This is a genomic window from Rhizobium sp. NPDC090279 (assembly GCF_044769665.1).
In the GTDB taxonomy this organism is placed as follows: domain Bacteria; phylum Pseudomonadota; class Alphaproteobacteria; order Rhizobiales; family Rhizobiaceae; genus Rhizobium.
Window position 1 is genome coordinate 435,221 of sequence record NZ_JBIVYI010000001.1, and the last position, 16,736, is coordinate 451,956.

Genomic DNA, 16,736 nt, shown 5'->3' on the forward strand with positions numbered 1-16,736 from the left:
CGGCACATCCCTGCGACAGCCGCCCGATAGTTTGTCAGCCGCAGGGGGCCCTGCGCCGAATTCTTGATTGGGTTTTGAGGACAGTTTTGATGAAATCCGCATCCTTTAGACACGACTGGCCGCGGCTCCAGTCAAGTCGCCAACCTGTCGGCAATACCGGAGGAGGCGCAACCCTCCGGTCTATGCGAAACTTTGATACACTTTTTTCGATGCGGGCCGGAACGAGCTTCTATAAAGTGGCTTGAGATCATGGAAACTGTCATGCAAAAAGCTGCACATATCGCTGTCGTCGATGATCATTCGGACATAAGGGACCTTGTCGGCCAGTACCTCGAGCAGCAGGGTTACAAGATCAGTGTCGCCGACAGTGGGCTTGCCCTGCGGCGAATCCTGGAGCGCGGCGCCGTGGATCTGATCGTTCTCGACGTGATGATGCCCGGTGAGGACGGTCTCTCGGTCTGTCGCCATCTGCGGGCGACGACGGAGACCCCCATCATCTTCCTGACGGCCATGAGCGAGGATATGGACCGTATCATCGGCCTCGAACTGGGGGCTGACGACTATTTGGTGAAGCCGTTCAACCCGCGCGAATTGCTGGCCCGTATCAGGGCGGTCCTGCGCCGGGTCAACGGCGTGCCGCAGCAGCAGCGGGAAACGCTGAAGAAGGCCAAGGTCGTTCGCGTCGGCCAGTGGCGCGTCAACATGGGGCGGCAGGAGCTTTCCGGCGACGATGGCGTCGGTATTCCCCTCAGCACAGCCGAGTTCCGACTTTTGAAAGTCTTCCTCGAACGTCCGGGCATCGTGCTGAGCCGCGATCAGCTTCTCGATCTGACGGTCGGCAGAACGGCCGACATCTTCGACAGAAGCATCGACAATCAGGTGAGCCGCTTGCGCAAGAAGATCGAGCCGGACCCGAAGAACCCCTCGGTCATCAAGACGCATTGGGGCGGCGGCTACAGCCTTTCGGCGGATGTGGGGTTCGAATGATCTACTGGTGGAGGAGGAGCCTTGCCGCCCAGTTCATCGGCTTTACCCTGCTTGCCCTTGTCGTCTCGCAGGCCCTGACATTTTCGATTTCCTGGGATGAGCGCACCAAGGCGCTGCATGCGGCCATGAAGAGCGAATTCTTCAGCCGGTGCGCTTCCGTCACGCGGTTGATGGAATCCATGCCGAAGCCATTGCGTGAACAGGCTCTGCTGGCAAGCGAGACCAGCTATTCCCGTTTCTGGCTCTCGCCGCTGGAGCCGACGGATACCAATGCATGGCGCTCCCGCGCGGCGAACGAACTTGCCCGACCGATCGAAAATTTCATCGATCTTGCCGGGAAGTACGGTATGCGCTCGAACTCCGATATCGGTCATCTGACGTCCGGGGAAGCCATGGCGGCAAATGCGGCCGACGGCTGGGTTACTCCGCCGTCTGTTCTCTGGAGCCTGCCGCAGCCTGCAAAATTTGTTTATTTCGGAGATCGCAACGGATACGGCCTGGTTGTCAAGCTCAACGACGGCGTCTGGCTGAACACGGCATTCTACAAGAATGTCGCTGACCGATGGTGGGATATGAAGTCCCTTACTTCGCTGGCGACCACCGCGCTCATCCTCTCGCTGATCGGCGTATTCATCGCCAGCCGCATCGCGCGTCCGCTCAGGCGGCTCGCGGTCTCGGCGGAGGCGCTGGGGCGCGGCGAAAATCTTCCACCGCTGCCGGAAGAGGGGCCTGACGACATCAAGCGCACGGCCGAAGCCTTCAACAGGATGCAGGAGCGTCTGCACCGCTTCGTCGACGACCGCACCAGGATGCTGGCCGCAATCGGCCACGATCTCAGGACGCCGCTGACCTCGCTTCGGTTGCGAACGGAATTCGTCAAGGACGCCGACATCCAGCAGAAGATGCTGTCGACCATCGACGAGCTTCAGAGCATGACGGAAGCCGCCATTTCCTTCGCGCGCGGCGAATCCACGGCAGAGGAAACGCGGGCCATCGAACTGGAGGCTCTGGTCGGTAGCATTTGCGATGACCTCGCCGATCTCGGCCTGCCGGTGGAATACATCGAAGGACCGAAGACGACCTATCGCTGCCGGCCCGACGGGCTGCGCCGTGCTGTCCGCAATCTTGCAGAAAATGCGGCGCGTTATGGCGGCCATGCCAAGGTCTATGTCTGCCATTCTGCCAGTACCATCGATATCGTTGTCGAAGACAATGGCCCGGGCATACCTGAGGATATGAAGGAAAAGGTATTCGCGCCGTTCTTCCGTCTGGAAGCATCGAGAAACAGGGGTACGGGCGGCGTCGGCCTGGGTCTGTCGATTGCGCGTGCCGTTGCGCGTCAGCATGGCGGCGACATCCTGCTCCAGCCCAACAATCCCGGCCTGAAGGCGATCATCTCCCTGCCGCAGGAAGGGCAGGTCAAGACGCCGTCGTCGCGGCTGAGCAGGCGAAAAAAGCGTGCGCAATCGCTCAAGCTTGCCGGGCAGGAGCACTAGAGCGATTCAGTTTTTCGTGGAATCTCTGAAGCGCTCTATCTCTTTGTTTTCACGCAATTCCGGACGGAAAACCGCTGCGCACTTTTCCTGGAATTGCTCCAAGAGACCGCATAGATTGGAACAACACCTCGGAGATTGGAAACATGGCGCTCAAGCGGATGGACAACATAGGAATCGTCGTCGAGGATCTCGAAGTGGCGATTGATTTCTTTCGCGAACTCGGCCTCGAGCTCGAAGGACAGGCCATGATCGAAGGAGAATGGGCCGGACGTGTCACCGGACTGGGCGATCAGCGTGTCGAGATTGCCATGATGCGTACACCGGACGGCCACAGCCGGATCGAGCTCTCCCGCTTCCTCATGCCGCCTGTCGTCGCGGATCATCGGAACGCCCCGGTCAATGCACTCGGCTACCTCCGCGCCATGTTCACCGTGGACGACATCGACGAGACGCTCGAAAGGCTCCGCGCGCGCGGCGCGCAGCTCGTAGGCGAAGTCGTCCGATATAAGGACGTGTATCGGCTCTGCTATATCCGTGGGCCTGAAGGGCTTCTCATCGGGATCGCCCAAGAACTCGGCTGAGCGCAACAAGAAGACAAATGGCGGAGGAGTGACTGACGTCAGTGAGCGGGTCCGACGCCGACCCGCTCACTGCCTGAGATCCCGTATGCACGCTTCCGCCCTGGCCTTGCCGCCGTCAAAGGTCAGCGCGCAGCGGGAAGCTACCGCATCTGCAATATGATCGGGCTGCTGCTTGCCGGATCTGTATGCTCGCGCAACGCCTTCACATCGCCCGCCGCGACCGCTCCACCATGGTTTCCCCAGGACGAGCGCACGAATGTCAGGAGATCGGCAATCTGCTGGTCCGAAAGCTGCTGGCGGAACGGCGGCATGCGATACGCATCCGGAATTCCGTTTGCCACGACCCGGCCGGAGCCGTTCAGGGTTACGTTGATCTGCGAAGCGCTCTCCTTCGCGAGCGAGGCTGCGGAGCCGGCAAGCGGCGGAATCCATTGCTGCTTTCCGCGTCCGTCGATGCCGTGGCAGAAGCTGCATTTCGCGACGAATGTCTGGGCGCCCGGAATCTGTTGGCGGTTGGAGAGAGCGACATTCTGGGCCGTGGCGTCGTCATACTGCCAGGGCGTGCCATCGCGGGTGGGATCGCCCGGCAACGACTTCAGATAATGGCTGATGGCTTTGAGGTCGTCATCGGTCATGAACTGTGTCGAATTGTTGAACGCATCCGCCATGGAGCCGAAGACGACGGCATGGCCGTTCCTGCCGGTCTTCAGGAAGGCATGGATATCGTCCTCGGTCCAACGGCCGAGGCCGGTGTTGGGGTCGCCGCGCAGGCTCGGAGCATACCAGCCGTCGAGAAGAGCGCCGGAGAGATAGAGCGGGCTGCTTTCATCGAGCGCCTTTTCCGCCATGGTGATGGCACGCGGCGTATGACAGCTGCCGCAATGTCCCGGCCCCTGGACGAGATAGGCGCCTCGGTTCCATTGATCGTCACCGGCGGCTTTTGGCTGATAGGTTCCGCTCTCGGTGAAGACGGCATTCCAGAGCGCCAAAGGCCAGCGCATGTTCATCGGCCATTTGATGTCAGAGGACCTGTCCGCTTGCTTCACCGGCTCGACCCTGCTGGTGAAATAGGCATAGAGCGCGCCAATGTCGTCGTCGCTCATCTTCACGTAGGAAGGATAGGGCATGGCCGGATAAAGGCGATGTCCGTCGCGCGCGACGCCCTGGCGGACGGCGCGGTCGAAATCGGCGAGCGTATAGTTGCCGATCCCGGTTTCCTTGTCCGGGGTGATGTTGGTCGTGAAGATGGAGCCGAGCGGCGTCCCCATCTCCAGTCCGCCGACAAAGGGTGCGCTCTTCGGCGTGCTATGACAGGCAACGCAGTCGCCGAGCCGCGCGACATATTCGCCGTGCTGCAGCAGCTCCTCCGAGGGGGTTGGCACCGCGGCGACGTTGTCAAAAGGGGATGCCGGCTTGCGGGTCACGAACCATGCGACGCCGCCGGCTACAAGCACGACAATCAAAAGAAGAACCAGAAGAAATTTCTTCAAGGGTGTGCCCTCACGTCTTTGCTTCGGGATTTCGTAATTGGCTAGAGCGTGATGCCGAAAAGTGTGATCGGTTTTCGGACGACATCATGCTCTACTCCCTTGATTCTTGAGCCGGATGAGATCATCCGACTCTAGGGAGGGAGCCAACCACGCCGGCTCTCGAACCCGAGCGGGCCGAGAGCCGGATCTGTGCCTGGCGCAGCGAAAGCTGCGCCTCAGCTTTCAAAGGTGTAGTTGGAGAGAGGCATGCTGCGTATCCGCTTGCCGGTCAGCGTCGAGACCGCATTGGCGACCGCCGGCGGGATGGCCGGAAGCCCCGGCTCGCCGATGCCGCCCATCTCGGCTCCGCTTTCGACGATGCGGACATGGACACGGGCCATGCGATCCGGCGGCAGGATCGGATAGAGGTCATAGTTGCGGGCGATGGGTTCGCCGTTCTTGTAGACGGCCTCTTCCATCAGCACCTGCGACATTCCGAGAGCGGACGCCGAATTGATCTGGGCTTCGATGATCGCCGGATTGACGATGCTGCCGGGATCGATAGCCTCCCAGACGTCATGGACGACGACCTGGCCGTTGCGGATGGAGACTTCGGCGATCGCCGCCGTATGGCTGCCGAACGGAGATGCCATGGCTACGCCACGCGCCCGCCGCGAGCCATCGTCTCCCGTGAACGGACCCCGTTTCCAGCCGCCCGAGAGATCGCCGACCGCTTTCAGGAGAGTGCTCAGCCGCTCGTTCTTTTGCAGCAGCTTGATGCGCAGCTCATAAGGATCTTGCCCGCCCTTGTCGGCCAGCTCGTCCAGGAACGTTTCGTAGAAGAAGTCGTTCATGGAATTGCCGACCGAGCGCCAATAGGCCAGCATCGCCGGGTTTTTGACGTAGATCTGCGCGATGCGGTAATTCGGGATGGCATAGGACTTGCCGGTCAGACCTTCCAGGGCCGTCGGGTCGAGCGAATCCTCCTTATGGCCGAAAACGCCCTCCGTTGGCCCTTCGCAAGCGCTGATGGCCTCTAGCGCGATAGGCATGCCGCTGGCATCGACTGCGCCACGGAAGCGCACGGCCGCCATCGGGCGCATCGGATCGCGCAGAAATTCCTCCTCGCGGCTCCAGATGAGCTTCACCGGCCGCCCGACCTCCTTGGCCAACTGGATGGCCTGCGGATAGGGATTGGCGGATGGATACAGGAAGTGCCGTCCGAAGAAGCCGCCGAGGATCGGGCTGTGGACCGTCACCTTCGATGGATCGAGCCCCGTCAGCTTGGCAATATCAGCCTGGAACTGTTCGGGCGCCTGGTTGGGCATCCAGACTTCCAGACTGCCGTCCGGGTTGAAGCGGGCCAGGGTAGAGGGCGGCTCCAGCTGCGCGTGATGCAGATACTGGCTCTTGTAGGTTGCCGAAACGACGGTCTTGGCGCCGGCCAAGACATCGGTCGCATTGCCGACATTCTCCGCATCCTTGCCGGGACCCGGCTCGTTGGCGAGCCTGTCGTTGAAGGCCGCGGTCGAAAAATCTGCGGGCATATAGCGGAATGCGGGATTGGCGTCGGCGCCGGGCTCGCGCCAATCGACTTGTGCGGCCTCCGCGGCCCGCTTGGCATTCCACCAGCGTTCGGCAACGACGGCGACGGCGCCGGGCAGGCTATGGACGGAATGAATGCCCGGCATTGCCTTCAGCTGGTCTTCGTTGCGGATCTTGCCGATGGTCAGGCCGAGGCGCGGCGCATGCTGGACGGCGGCGTGCAGCATGCCATCGACCTTGCAATCGATCGCGTAGACTGCCTTGCCCGTCGACTTGTCGTAAACGTCAAGCCGCTCGACGGGTTTGCCGATCCAGCGGAATTTGCTTGGGTCGCGAAGCGCCACGCTGTCGGGCGCGGGAACCGGCAGATCCAATGCCTCGGTGGCGACATCGCCATAGGCGAGGCTGCGTCCCGATGCGGCGTGGATCACGCGGCCGGGCTCGGTCGTCAGTTCGGTGATGGGCGCATCCAGACGCTTGGCGGCGGCCTGCAGGATCATGTTGCGCGCCAGGGCGCCGAGTCGGCGCATGGTCTCATAGCTCGTGCGCACCGACATGCTGCCGCCGGTGATGCGCATCTTGCCATGCACGACCAGATAGTCGCTGCCCGTCGGGGCGTTTTCGACGACGAAGGTCTTCGGATCGGCGTCGAGTTCCTCGCCGACGATCTGGGCCATGGCCGTAAACACGCCTTGCCCGCCTTCGACGAAGGGGCTCATGAAACGGATGGTGCTGTCAGGGCGGATTTCGAGAAATGCGGGGACGCGGGTGCCCGGGGGCATGGCGCCTGCCGCGGCCTGCTGAGCGCGCGCGGGGCCGACCGGGACGCCAAAGCCGAGGACGAAGGCGCCTGCCGCCGCGCCGGCGGAGGTGAGAAGAAAGTGCCGGCGCGAGATGTTGACCGGAGATCCGGTCGGGAATTCATCTTCCGGAATGAGATTGCGGCCGGTTTCGGTCATAGCGTTTCCCCTTCCTTGGAGGAGAGGTCTTTGACCGCCGCCTTGATCGCATTGTAGGTTCCGCATCGACAGAGATTGATCATCGCCGCGGCAATTTCGTCATCGGAAGGATTGGGCGTTTGTTTCAGGAGCGCGGTCGCCGCCACGACCTGCCCCGATTGACAGTAGCCGCATTGAGGGACCTGGTGCTTGACCCAGGCGGCAACCACCCGCTTGCCGATCGGGTCCGCCTCGAGCGCCTCGATCGTGGTGATCTGGCGGCCGGCGACGCTGTCGAGCGGCGTCACGCAGGAGCGGACCACTTCGCCATCGACAAGGACGGAACAGGCGCCGCATTGCGCCAGTCCGCAACCATATTTCGTGCCCGTCATGCCCAACTCGTCGCGGATGATCCAAAGGAGCGGTGTGTCTCCATCCGACTTGACCTGATAGGACTGGCTATTGATCTGAAGATTCATGAGGCGCCTCCTGAGGCTTTCGATGGCGAGCCTTCGATGCCAGACGCTGCGCGATGATCTGAATGCTGGACAATCGGATGACGCATAGCTCAGGCTCACAACCCGGACTATAACACTGAACCCGCTGCATCAAAAAGATTAGTGTGTGAATCGCGATAGAAGTTAGAAGCCAGGATCATAAATCGGCTTCCAAACCTCTGTCTCTTCAGGGAAGAGAGGGAGGCCGCATCGATCATCGCAAGGGATGCGGCCTTTATCTCAAGCGTAAGCTTATGATTTCAGTGCGTAATCGCGCAGCTGTGGTCCTGTACGTCTTCGCCACCCATGCCCGGTGCGGCGACGTCGGTCAGGACGATGAAGCCGGGGCCATCGGCGAAATTCGCACCGACCACCACAAGATTGTGATCGCCCATTTCCTTTGTCGGGTCCTTCAATGTCTTGGCAAGCGCCAGGAACGGATTGAAGTCGCCCAATGTCTCGCCCTTGACCCGGATCGCCGAGAATTTGTGGCCGGCGATGGTATCGGGAAGCGGAGCCCAGTGGTCACCGATCTTGTCGGCATCGGCCTTGAGGGCAGCCCGCGCATCCGCGCTCAGGCAATCGACATGGATATGCAGCTGGTTTTGCGAACGGGCCTGCTGCGCGTTGACAGCCAGGCTGAGGCCGTCGCGCGGGAGCGCGTGCGACAATCGGGCGTTAACGTCGCCTTGCTCGGCCCAGGCGTCGGCAAAGTAATTATGGGTTGCGGGATCGAGGAGGGCGGCACTTTCCATGCCCGTGATCTTGTCGGTCGGAATGAGAAGAACCTGCGCAACGCCCCGCAGATCCTTCAGCATCGCATAGTGCTCGGCCGTGTTCACCGAAAGGCATGGCGCGGTTTGCACGACGCACTTGTCATGCACGATCTTCCAGAGCACGTCGGAGTCGGCAAAGGCCGGAGCGAAAAGGAGGGGGAGGAACGATGCGGCAAGTGCCGTGACGCGACGCGAGTATGTCATGACAGGAAATTTCCCAGGTTCAAGCGATTTGGCATTTTCCGAAATTCCGGAGGGCTTAGCACAGGCCTATTAGGCTGATGTGACGGCTTGACGGCGGTCCTTGCCAAATGAGGGCCGATCCACGCGGTCGAGATTAAGCAATATCAGCCTCGCTTCATCTTCGGCTAAGGTCGCTTTCAGTTTCGTTGCCTAAATGGCAGGAGCCGGGGGAAACTATGCCTCGCTCCAGGGAGGAAAAGGCTGCTCGCAGCGGCCCTTTAATTATCCGTAGCGAGGTCTTTGCAACGCTCGATCGCCGCACGCCAGCGGCAAAGCAAAGAGATCAGGAGCTTGAAATGGGTATCGGAAAGCTGATTGAAGAAGTTGCAGGTGCCGTGGCTGCCGACGAGGCCGTTGAGGCCGTCGACCCGAATGCCGGTTTCCTGACGAAGGCCGCCGCTGCCGTCGCCGGCTTCGAAGGCGTCAACAAGCTGACGGACGTTCTGAAAGAAAAAGAGCAGGAGCCGGCCGCCGACAATAGCGGCGACCAGAACGGCTGACTGGAAAGCGGCAGGCACACGCGTCGAAAAGATTTTGAAAGCCGGGCATGTCCCGGCTTTCTGATTCTCTCGATAGCTGCCGCCTCCTCCCCGCAGCTGGCGATCGCACCACTTGCCGCGGATCTTGACGTAGATCTCATCGATCAATTTTCTATCCGTCTTCAGCCATCGGCCTCGACGGAGGCAAAGGGGCGAAAGAATCCAGTCGGCTGCAGGATCGAACTGGCGATATTGGCAAGGATCGGGCCGGACGTCTCGCTCCTTGCCAGAGCCTCCTTCCAAGCCGGATCAGCCACGAATTCCGCCCATTTCCGCTGGCGCTCCTCCAGCGATTGCCATTCGAGGAAATAGATGAGGTCGTTGCTGGAGGACCCGACCATCGTCGTCCAGAAACCGAGGGGGCGGATGCCGAGCCGGCTCCAGATCGCCAGTGTCGCCGTTTCGAAGCGCTCCTGGAGCGCTGGCAGCTTGCCGGGCAAGCAAGTATAGATGCGCATTTCATGGATCATGAAAAATCCTCCTTGGACGAATTCAGAACAGGCCGAGCCTTTCCCTGAGAACCCGACTTAAAAGTAGTTGAGCGATAACAGCGGGTTGTGATTCCCTTTGGCGCCGAATTAAGATGGGTCTTCGATGACGTGAACTTATATTGCTCGATTTGAGCATAACTGAAACGGGCTTCATGTCTCAAGTGATTTTACCGACCGGGAATGGCGTTGATCGATCCCCTGATCCCACCGGCCCGCAGTGGTGCGCGATCGAGGACAAATAGCCAGGGCTCTTTCGGCCCTACCCCCTGCCCATCCTCTATCGCGATCGGTTCAAAGCTAGATTCGCTCGGATGTTGGGGCTTGACGAAAATAAGCCAGGCATTAATTTAAACGGAGGCGCCTCCGTTTATTCGTGGTGTCCTTCGCTTCCCAATTCAAATGAGAGCCGACCATGACGCCAGAATTCCATCGGCCTCGTCTTCCTGAAAGAAACCTATAGCAACCGGTAGACCGACGGATAGTTTCTACTAGATTCCGCAGGTCTCATCTTCGTGACGATGGCAGGAGCTTATCATGACACGAACCATTCATATCGCGCTCGACATCAACGGGCAGCGCCACAAACTCGATATCGAGCCGCGTGTGACGCTGCTTGACGCGCTGCGCGAACATCTTTCCCTTACCGGCACCAAGAAGGGCTGCGACCAGGGCCAGTGCGGCGCCTGCACCTGTCATGTCGACGGCAAGCGCGTGCTCTCCTGTCTGACGCTTGCCGCGCAGGCCGAAGGCCGTGAGATCACGACGATCGAGGGAATTGCCGGGGAGGCAGGCGATCTGCATCCGGTGCAGGCCGCGTTCATCGAGCACGACGCCTTCCAGTGCGGTTACTGCACGCCAGGCCAGATCATGTCCGCGGTCGCCTGCATTCGCGAAGGACATGCCGGTTCCGATGCGGAAATCCGCGAATATATGTCCGGCAATCTCTGTCGGTGCGGGGCCTATAACAGCATCGTTGCGGCGGTGCGCCAGGCAGCGGAGGTGGCGTGATGCGAAACTTCTCCTATCTGCGCGCCACGTCGACCGCCGAAGCTGCTCAGGCGGCGCAACAGGCCGGCGCCATGCTGCTTGCCGGCGGAACGACGCTGCTCGATCTCGCAAAATGCGGCGTGGGCGAACCCGACACGGTCATCGACATCACCCATCTCTCCGGCCTGAGCGGCATCTCCGTCAACGCTGATGGCGCAACCATCGGCGCGCTTGCGAAAATGAGCGAAGTCGCCGACCACAAGGATATTCGTGCGGCTTTCCCGGCGATCTCGGAATCGCTGTCTCTGGCTGCCTCTGCCCAGCTTCGCAACATGGCGACGATCGGGGGCAATCTCCTGCAGCGGACACGCTGCTCCTATTTCCGCGATCCAGGTACTTTTCCGGCCTGCAACAAGCGCAATCCCGGTTCCGGCTGTTCGGCGATGGGCGGAGTCACGCGCAATCATGCCGTGCTCGGCACGAGCGAGGCTTGCATCGCTTCCTATCCCGGCGATCTTGCGGTCCCTCTGGTGGCGTTCGATGCGGTGGTCGAGACGGATAGCCGCGAGGTTGCGATTGACGATTTCTTCCTCGCTCCCGGCAATACGCCGAACAGGGAAACGCTCCTTCAGCGCGGCGAAATCATCACTGCCGTCACAATTCCCGCTTCTGCCGTTGCCCGCAACTCGACCTACCTCAAGGTCCGCGATCGGCAGTCTTATGAATTTGCCGCAGCGAGTGCGGCCGTAGGTCTGGAGCTGGAAGCCGACGGCAGGACCGTCCTTGATATTCGCGTTGCCCTTGGCGGCGTCGCCACCAAGCCCTGGCGTGCCAGGGCTGTCGAGCAGGCACTCGTCGGCAAGGCTCTCACTCGGGAAGCCGTCGAAAAGGCCAGCCGGCTCGCCATGGAGGGTGCCGTCGCGCATGGCGGCAACCATTACAAGATCGAACTTGCGCCGCGTGTCATCGCCCGCGCCATTCTGACGATGGGAGGTCTTGCATGACCATGATGGAACCCCGCAAACACGGCGATGCGTCCGACGGTACCGTCGGCGGCCGCCAGTCGCGCTTCGAAGGCAATATGAAGGTGACGGGCACGGCGACCTATGCGCTGGAATATCCGGTCGAAAATCTCGCTTACGCCGTCCTCGTGCAGAGCACGATTCCGGCCGGACGTGTCGTGAAGGTCGATGCCTCGGCAGCGCTTGCAATGCCGGGCGTGCTGCTGGTGCTGACGCCGGAGGACGATCTGGGTCTTAAACTTTCGGCTGACTGGGGCGGCAACAAGCCCGCCGATGGGCCCTATTATCCGCTGCCGCGCGAGGTGCGTTTCAACGGGCAGTCGATTGCCGCCGTCGTCGCTGAAAGCCGCGAGCTGGCGACGGAGGCCGCCAGGCTCGTGCGCGTCACCTATGAAGAGAGCAGGCACGTTGCCGACCTCAACGACCCGAATGGCGGTGAGGGCAAGCTCATGGAACCCCTCTCTTCGGCCTGGGGCGATGCCGAGGCGGCGCTTGCCGCTTCCCCGGTGCGGATCGAGGCTGAATATTCGACGCCGCGCGAATATCACGTCGCGATGGAGCCGCACGGACTGACGGCAAAATGGGATGGCGACCAGCTGACCATCTGGGAACCGAGCCAGTGGTCGCACGGCATGGCGCGCATGTATTCCGAATGGTTCGACATGCCCTATGAAAACGTCCGGATCATCTCGCCCTTCATCGGCGGCGGCTTCGGATCGAAGGGTGTGCCGCTCGCCTATGGCGCCGTCGCTGTCGCGGCTGCAAGAAAGCTCGGCCGGCCGGTAAAACTCGCGGTCACCCGCCCGCAGAATTTTACCAGTTATGGCGGCCGTGCTGCGACCAGGCAGAAGATCGCACTGGGCGCAACGGAGGATGGCATCCTGCAGGCGATCGTCCATCGCGGCGCCAGCGAAACCTCGATGGATGCAGACTGGCCGGAACAGACGGGGGCCGCAACGGCGGTCCTCTACAAGGTCGAGAATTTCTCCTCGCAGCACCGCGTCGTGCCGGTCAACAGCGTGACGCCGGGCGCCTTGCGCGGCCCGGGCAAGAACCCGAGCGCCTACGGCATCGAATGCGCGATCGAGGAACTGGCCTACAAGCTCAGCATGGACCCGCTCGAGCTTCGGCTGAGGAACTATGCCGACCACGACTACCAGTCCGGCAAGCCGTGGTCGACGCGCCGGCTGCGCGAGGCGCTGACCGAGGGTGCGGAAGCTTTCGGCTGGTCGCGGCGCAGCCACGCGCCGCGCTCGATGCGCGACGGCAAGACCTTGATCGGCTGGGGCATCGGCTGCGGCACCTTCCCGGTCATCCGGGCGCCGAGCGAGGCGATGATCCGCATCCTCGGAAACGGCAGGGTCGAGGTCGTCAGCGGTGCCATCGACATGGGGCAGGGGACCTATACGATCCTCGCCCAGAGTGCCGCCGAGGTCTTCGGCATTCCGGTGGATCAGGTCGAGGTCTATCTTGGCGATTCACGATTGCCGGGTGCGGCGATCGCCGGCGGCTCGATGCTGGCCGGCTCGATCATGGGAGCCGTCCACAAGGCTGCGGTCGCCGCCCGCGACGAGCTTATCGGCCTTGCGCTCAGCGATGCCAATTCGCCGTTCCGGGATACGGGTGCGAATACGCTGAATTTCGCCGAGGGGCGCATCGCAGCACCCCGCGGCGAGGCGCCGTCGCTGACGCTGGCGGAACTGATGTCTGCGCTGAAGCGCGAGGAAATCGAGGTCCGGCGCAATACCCTGCCCGAAGGTGCGAACGCGCAGGAGCAGCTCCAGGCCTGGACCACCATGGCCAAGGTCCAGGGGCCGACCATGGGCGATTATTCCATGCACAGCTGGTGCGCCCATTTCGCCGAAGTGCGGGTCGATGAGGATTTCGGGACGGTGCGCGTTTCCCGCATGGTCTCCGCCTTCGATTGCGGCCGCCTCTATAATCCCAGGCTGGTCGAAAGCCAGTGGCGCGGCGGCATCATCATGGGCATTGGCCAGGCGCTTCTCGAGGAGGGGCTGGTCGATCAACGCAACGGGCGAACCGTCAACAACAATGTCGGCGATTACCTCGTGCCGACGAACTCCGACATTCCGGATATCCAGGTGATCTCCGTCGGCGTGCCGGACCTCAATGCCTCGGCGCTCGGTGGCAAGGGTGTCGGCGAAGTCGGTATCGTCGGCGTCGCGCCGGCGATTGCCAATGCTGTGTTCCATGCGACCGGCAAGCGCATCCGCGACCTGCCGATCACGTTGGAAAAGTTGCTGTAAAGGTGGCTTGGCCCGGGCCGCATTGCGTAAGCATGCGGCCCGGCGCCGTTTGACGAAGCCATGTCATTGCCAACGCGTTGCCTTTTTGGCAATGAAAACCCCGAAAATCGGCGCTTCTTCAGAACGCGTCCGTTTGTCATAGTTTGTTGCAAGCGCTCTTGGGAGCGCAGCGAGGCGAACGTCATGGCTTACGTAATCACCGAGCCCTGCATCGACACGAAGGATGGTGCCTGCACGGTCGCCTGCCCGGTCGATTGCATCTACGAGGGCGGGCGGATGTTCTACATCCATCCGGACGAGTGCATCAATTGCGGGCTTTGTCTCTCCGTCTGTCCCGTCGATGCCATCCTGTGGGATGAGGAAATGCCGAGGGAACGGCTCTTCTTGCGTGACGTCAATCGCGATTTCTTCGCCGACGGTGTTACCGGCTGGGGTGCGCCCGGTGGCTGGGACAAGAGCCGGACCACCAGTCTGGATCACCCTTTCGTGGCGGCCCATGGCGGCGCGTCCGGCAACCGCCTGTGACGCGAGACTTGCGCCGATCGCGGCATCAAGAGAGTCCGGGCCAGGTGGCGTAATAGGCACGCGTCGCTGCCGATAAGGCGGCGATGAGCGGTCTTTGCTTTTCAAGCCTTGGCAGATCGGCTCTTGCCTGCGCCAGCAGCTCGGACAGGGCAGCGTCGAAGTCGATGCCCGTAAGTTCCTCCTCGCGCATCACCGCGCGGCCGGCGACGAAGAGCCCTTTGGCATATCTCGCGCTCATGCGGGTCAGGAGGACTTCCGCCTCGTCGATATCGTCGAACAGTGCTTCGGCAATGAGGGCCTGATAATCGACGATGGTGTAGTCTTCCGCATCTCTTGCGTTGATGACCTGACCTCCGGCCCGGATTGCGGCATCGAATACATTTCGCGCCGTCAACTGCCGTGACAGGCCGCGGCCGCCCTGCAGGAGATAGAGGAGCCGCATTTCGCGCCAGAGGTCCTGATCGTCGTCCAGTCCGGTGCCGTCGAGGCCGATGGCGAAGGCCGGGCCACCAAGCTCGATCGTGGATGAGATTGGGGCGACGCCTGAGCGGAGACGCAGATTGGCTGTCGGATTGCTGGCGAGCTGCACGCCGCGCTCGGCCAGCAGCTCGCATTCATCGCGACGCAATTGAACGCCATGAGCGACCGCGAGCCGCGGCGACAGAAAGCCTATTCTGTCGAGATAATTGACGACGCCCTCAGGAAAACGCCGGTCGAGCCAGATGCGCTGGCGCGGGCTTTCGAGCAGATGCATGTGGATGCGCCTGTCATGGCGCGCGGAAGCTTCCGCAATCGCCTCCAGAAGGGCATTCGAGCACCATTGCGGCCCGATCGGCCCATACTGCACGTCGATTAGCGGATTGGCATTGGCAGCGGCAACCGCCTCGACGGCGGCTAGCTGCGTGCGGATGGGCGCATAGGCGGGAATAGTTCCGGCGAGCGCCTGCCAGTCCTCCGGTGACAGAAATGGCTGTAGCCGTTGCGGCCCGCCGTCATAGGCCCAGGCGTCATGGTCAAGCAGCGGACAGGAGAACGCAAGTCGAATGCCGATATCGCCGGCGGCGCGCATGACCGCGCCTGCCTCATTGACCAGACGATCGACATTCAGAGAGTTATGGCAGTGCATCGTCGCGCCGATGCCGGTTCTGGCAAGCCGGCCGAATGCGACGAGGGCTTCGAGATAGGGGTCCGTACGCGGCCGCAGCCTCAGGCCCGGTATCCACACTTCCAGCGCGTCGTCGACGGCGCCGAAATCGAGGGTGCGGATGCCATAGCCATGGTCGTGAGCATTGACAGGTGAGGGCAGCACCAGATCGCCGGCTTGCAGCCCAAAGGATTGGAATGCTTGCGGCAGTTCTGCCCCTTCCGTGATCCTCTGAGCCGGCGCATGGCCCGGACTGGGCAGTAACCGCATCGCCATAATCGCTTTCCTTTATCGCGAGACCAGCCTGTTGATCTTCTCGCCGAACTTTGCCAGTTCCTCGCCCATCGATTGCGCGACGACTTCGGTCGCATGGGTGAGTTGGCGGCGGCGCGAGACGACGATGCCGACCTCGAGATTCTGGAGCTTCGATCCGGCGATCGGCAGAGCGACGGCATCGCCGGCTTCCAGCTCGCGCAACAACCCGAGCGGGGTGAAGAAGGCCACACCTTCTCCGGAAAGAATCATCGGTTTCAGCATCATCTGATTGTTCGTCGCAACGAGGGTGCGACCGACGCGATTGAGCGCGCCTAACTCCACGGCGATCATCGAGCTCATGACCTCGTTGTCGAGCTGCAGCAGCATGTTGAACTGGGCGCATTCCTGCAGCGTTACGGACTTCTGCCGCGCGAGCGGATGGGTCTTGGCAACGATCGCCATCAACGGCATGCGCACGCCGTGGATCAGCTTCATGTCATGCGGCCGGGCAAGGTCGAAGGTGACGCCGATGTCGACATCGCCCTCGGCGAGGAACCGAAAGATATTGTTGTAGTTATCGGTACGGATGCGAAAATCCACCGCCGGATGCTTCTTGTGGAAGGTAGAGACGAATTCCGGCAGGAACTGGATGGCGAGGCTGTCCAACGCGGCGATATGAACGCGACCGGTGCTCTTGCCGTGGAGATCGCCGAGATTGGACTTCATGATCTCGTATTCGTGTAAGGTATCCTTGGCATGTCGCAGTACGATCTCGCCGGCCGACGTCAATCGCAACCCGTCGGAGAAGCGCTCGAATAGTGGCGTCCCTAGCTCGTCTTCCAGCTTCTTGATCTGGCGGCTGACGGCGGAAGTTGCCACATGCAGCTCGTCGGATGCCTTGCGGATCGATCCGGAACGTGCGACCTCGGCGAAATACTTCAGGATGCTGGCATGCATGAAAAGCCCTCGGCAAT

At 61.6% G+C, this 16,736-nt stretch carries 15 protein-coding genes; 8 read left to right on the forward strand and 7 right to left on the reverse strand.

The window, feature by feature from the left end:
- Positions 1-261 precede the first annotated feature (261 nt).
- The 3 genes from ACIQWP_RS01995 to ACIQWP_RS02005 all read left to right on the forward strand — a co-directional run bounded on the left by ACIQWP_RS01995 (position 262) and on the right by ACIQWP_RS02005 (position 3,064).
- A complete protein-coding gene (locus ACIQWP_RS01995; protein ID WP_402781546.1) occupies positions 262-987 on the forward strand; it encodes a response regulator in 726 nt (241 codons plus the stop codon).
- Positions 984-2,483 carry a sensor histidine kinase gene (locus tag ACIQWP_RS02000; protein ID WP_402781549.1) on the forward strand — a complete coding sequence of 500 codons (1,500 nt, stop codon included), beginning with the start codon at positions 984-986 and terminating at the stop codon, positions 2,481-2,483. The genes ACIQWP_RS01995 and ACIQWP_RS02000 overlap by 4 nt, the downstream gene beginning before the upstream one ends.
- A gap of 143 nt (positions 2,484-2,626) precedes the next feature.
- On the forward strand, positions 2,627-3,064 hold the full coding sequence (locus ACIQWP_RS02005; RefSeq protein ID WP_402781552.1) for a VOC family protein: 438 nt from the start codon (positions 2,627-2,629) through the stop codon (positions 3,062-3,064).
- 140 nt (positions 3,065-3,204) lie between these two features.
- Here ACIQWP_RS02005 and ACIQWP_RS02010 read toward each other — a convergent pair whose 3' ends face one another.
- From ACIQWP_RS02010 to ACIQWP_RS02025, 4 genes are all read right to left on the reverse strand, one after another.
- Positions 3,205-4,554, reverse strand: a complete 1,350-nt coding sequence (locus tag ACIQWP_RS02010; protein ID WP_402781555.1) for a c-type cytochrome — start codon at positions 4,552-4,554, stop codon at positions 3,205-3,207.
- 215 nt (positions 4,555-4,769) lie between these two features.
- Complete coding sequence (locus tag ACIQWP_RS02015; protein WP_402781558.1) at positions 4,770-7,037, reverse strand: molybdopterin cofactor-binding domain-containing protein; 2,268 nt, start codon at positions 7,035-7,037, stop codon at positions 4,770-4,772.
- Positions 7,034-7,495 carry a (2Fe-2S)-binding protein gene (locus ACIQWP_RS02020; protein WP_402781561.1) on the reverse strand — a complete coding sequence of 154 codons (462 nt, stop codon included), beginning with the start codon at positions 7,493-7,495 and terminating at the stop codon, positions 7,034-7,036. Before ACIQWP_RS02020 ends, ACIQWP_RS02015 begins: the two co-directional genes overlap by 4 nt.
- 278 nt (positions 7,496-7,773) lie before the next feature.
- Positions 7,774-8,493 carry a CDP-diacylglycerol diphosphatase gene (locus ACIQWP_RS02025; RefSeq protein ID WP_402781564.1) on the reverse strand — a complete coding sequence of 240 codons (720 nt, stop codon included), beginning with the start codon at positions 8,491-8,493 and terminating at the stop codon, positions 7,774-7,776.
- Positions 8,494-8,828: 335 nt separating this feature from the next.
- Between ACIQWP_RS02025 and ACIQWP_RS02030 the strand changes: the two genes are divergently transcribed.
- Positions 8,829-9,032, forward strand: coding sequence for a hypothetical protein (locus ACIQWP_RS02030; RefSeq protein ID WP_092707204.1), 204 nt, complete (start codon positions 8,829-8,831; stop codon positions 9,030-9,032).
- A 161-nt stretch (positions 9,033-9,193) separates the two neighbouring features.
- Here ACIQWP_RS02030 and ACIQWP_RS02035 read toward each other — a convergent pair whose 3' ends face one another.
- Positions 9,194-9,541 (reverse strand): NIPSNAP family protein, encoded by a 348-nt coding sequence (locus tag ACIQWP_RS02035; RefSeq protein WP_402781571.1) that lies wholly within the window; start codon positions 9,539-9,541, stop codon positions 9,194-9,196.
- A 555-nt stretch (positions 9,542-10,096) separates the two neighbouring features.
- Between ACIQWP_RS02035 and ACIQWP_RS02040 the strand changes: the two genes are divergently transcribed.
- From ACIQWP_RS02040 to fdxA, 4 genes are all read left to right on the forward strand, one after another.
- Complete coding sequence (locus ACIQWP_RS02040) at positions 10,097-10,570, forward strand: (2Fe-2S)-binding protein (protein ID WP_402781574.1); 474 nt, start codon at positions 10,097-10,099, stop codon at positions 10,568-10,570.
- Positions 10,570-11,553 carry an FAD binding domain-containing protein gene (locus ACIQWP_RS02045; RefSeq protein ID WP_402781577.1) on the forward strand — a complete coding sequence of 328 codons (984 nt, stop codon included), beginning with the start codon at positions 10,570-10,572 and terminating at the stop codon, positions 11,551-11,553. The genes ACIQWP_RS02040 and ACIQWP_RS02045 overlap by 1 nt, the downstream gene beginning before the upstream one ends.
- Positions 11,550-13,838 (forward strand): xanthine dehydrogenase family protein molybdopterin-binding subunit, encoded by a 2,289-nt coding sequence (locus ACIQWP_RS02050; RefSeq protein ID WP_402781580.1) that lies wholly within the window; start codon positions 11,550-11,552, stop codon positions 13,836-13,838. Before ACIQWP_RS02045 ends, ACIQWP_RS02050 begins: the two co-directional genes overlap by 4 nt.
- A gap of 183 nt (positions 13,839-14,021) precedes the next feature.
- Positions 14,022-14,363 carry a ferredoxin gene (gene fdxA / locus ACIQWP_RS02055; RefSeq protein ID WP_402781583.1) on the forward strand — a complete coding sequence of 114 codons (342 nt, stop codon included), beginning with the start codon at positions 14,022-14,024 and terminating at the stop codon, positions 14,361-14,363.
- Between the two features lie 25 nt (positions 14,364-14,388).
- Here fdxA and ACIQWP_RS02060 read toward each other — a convergent pair whose 3' ends face one another.
- Together ACIQWP_RS02060 and ACIQWP_RS02065 are read right to left on the reverse strand one after the other, a co-directional pair.
- On the reverse strand, positions 14,389-15,783 hold the full coding sequence (locus ACIQWP_RS02060) for an amidohydrolase family protein (protein WP_402781586.1): 1,395 nt from the start codon (positions 15,781-15,783) through the stop codon (positions 14,389-14,391).
- A gap of 12 nt (positions 15,784-15,795) precedes the next feature.
- A complete protein-coding gene (locus ACIQWP_RS02065; RefSeq protein ID WP_402781589.1) occupies positions 15,796-16,719 on the reverse strand; it encodes a LysR family transcriptional regulator in 924 nt (307 codons plus the stop codon).
- Between the last annotated feature and the right edge of the window lie 17 nt (positions 16,720-16,736).

Excerpts from the sequence above, each read along its gene's own strand:
- ACIQWP_RS01995 (WP_402781546.1), top strand. The coding sequence starts at position 262 with ATGCAAAAAGCTGCACATATCGCTGTCGTCGATGATCATTCGGACATA.
- ACIQWP_RS02000 (WP_402781549.1), top strand. The coding sequence starts at position 984 with ATGATCTACTGGTGGAGGAGGAGCCTTGCCGCCCAGTTCATCGGCTTT.
- ACIQWP_RS02005 (WP_402781552.1), top strand. The coding sequence starts at position 2,627 with ATGGCGCTCAAGCGGATGGACAACATAGGAATCGTCGTCGAGGATCTC.
- ACIQWP_RS02015 (WP_402781558.1), bottom strand. The coding sequence starts at position 7,037 with ATGACCGAAACCGGCCGCAATCTCATTCCGGAAGATGAATTCCCGACC.
- ACIQWP_RS02020 (WP_402781561.1), bottom strand. The coding sequence starts at position 7,495 with ATGAATCTTCAGATCAATAGCCAGTCCTATCAGGTCAAGTCGGATGGA.
- ACIQWP_RS02025 (WP_402781564.1), bottom strand. The coding sequence starts at position 8,493 with ATGACATACTCGCGTCGCGTCACGGCACTTGCCGCATCGTTCCTCCCC.
- ACIQWP_RS02030 (WP_092707204.1), top strand. The coding sequence starts at position 8,829 with ATGGGTATCGGAAAGCTGATTGAAGAAGTTGCAGGTGCCGTGGCTGCC.
- ACIQWP_RS02035 (WP_402781571.1), bottom strand. The coding sequence starts at position 9,541 with ATGATCCATGAAATGCGCATCTATACTTGCTTGCCCGGCAAGCTGCCA.
- ACIQWP_RS02040 (WP_402781574.1), top strand. The coding sequence starts at position 10,097 with ATGACACGAACCATTCATATCGCGCTCGACATCAACGGGCAGCGCCAC.
- ACIQWP_RS02045 (WP_402781577.1), top strand. The coding sequence starts at position 10,570 with ATGCGAAACTTCTCCTATCTGCGCGCCACGTCGACCGCCGAAGCTGCT.
- ACIQWP_RS02050 (WP_402781580.1), top strand. The coding sequence starts at position 11,550 with ATGACCATGATGGAACCCCGCAAACACGGCGATGCGTCCGACGGTACC.
- fdxA (WP_402781583.1), top strand. The coding sequence starts at position 14,022 with ATGGCTTACGTAATCACCGAGCCCTGCATCGACACGAAGGATGGTGCC.
- ACIQWP_RS02060 (WP_402781586.1), bottom strand. The coding sequence starts at position 15,783 with ATGGCGATGCGGTTACTGCCCAGTCCGGGCCATGCGCCGGCTCAGAGG.
- ACIQWP_RS02065 (WP_402781589.1), bottom strand. The coding sequence starts at position 16,719 with ATGCATGCCAGCATCCTGAAGTATTTCGCCGAGGTCGCACGTTCCGGA.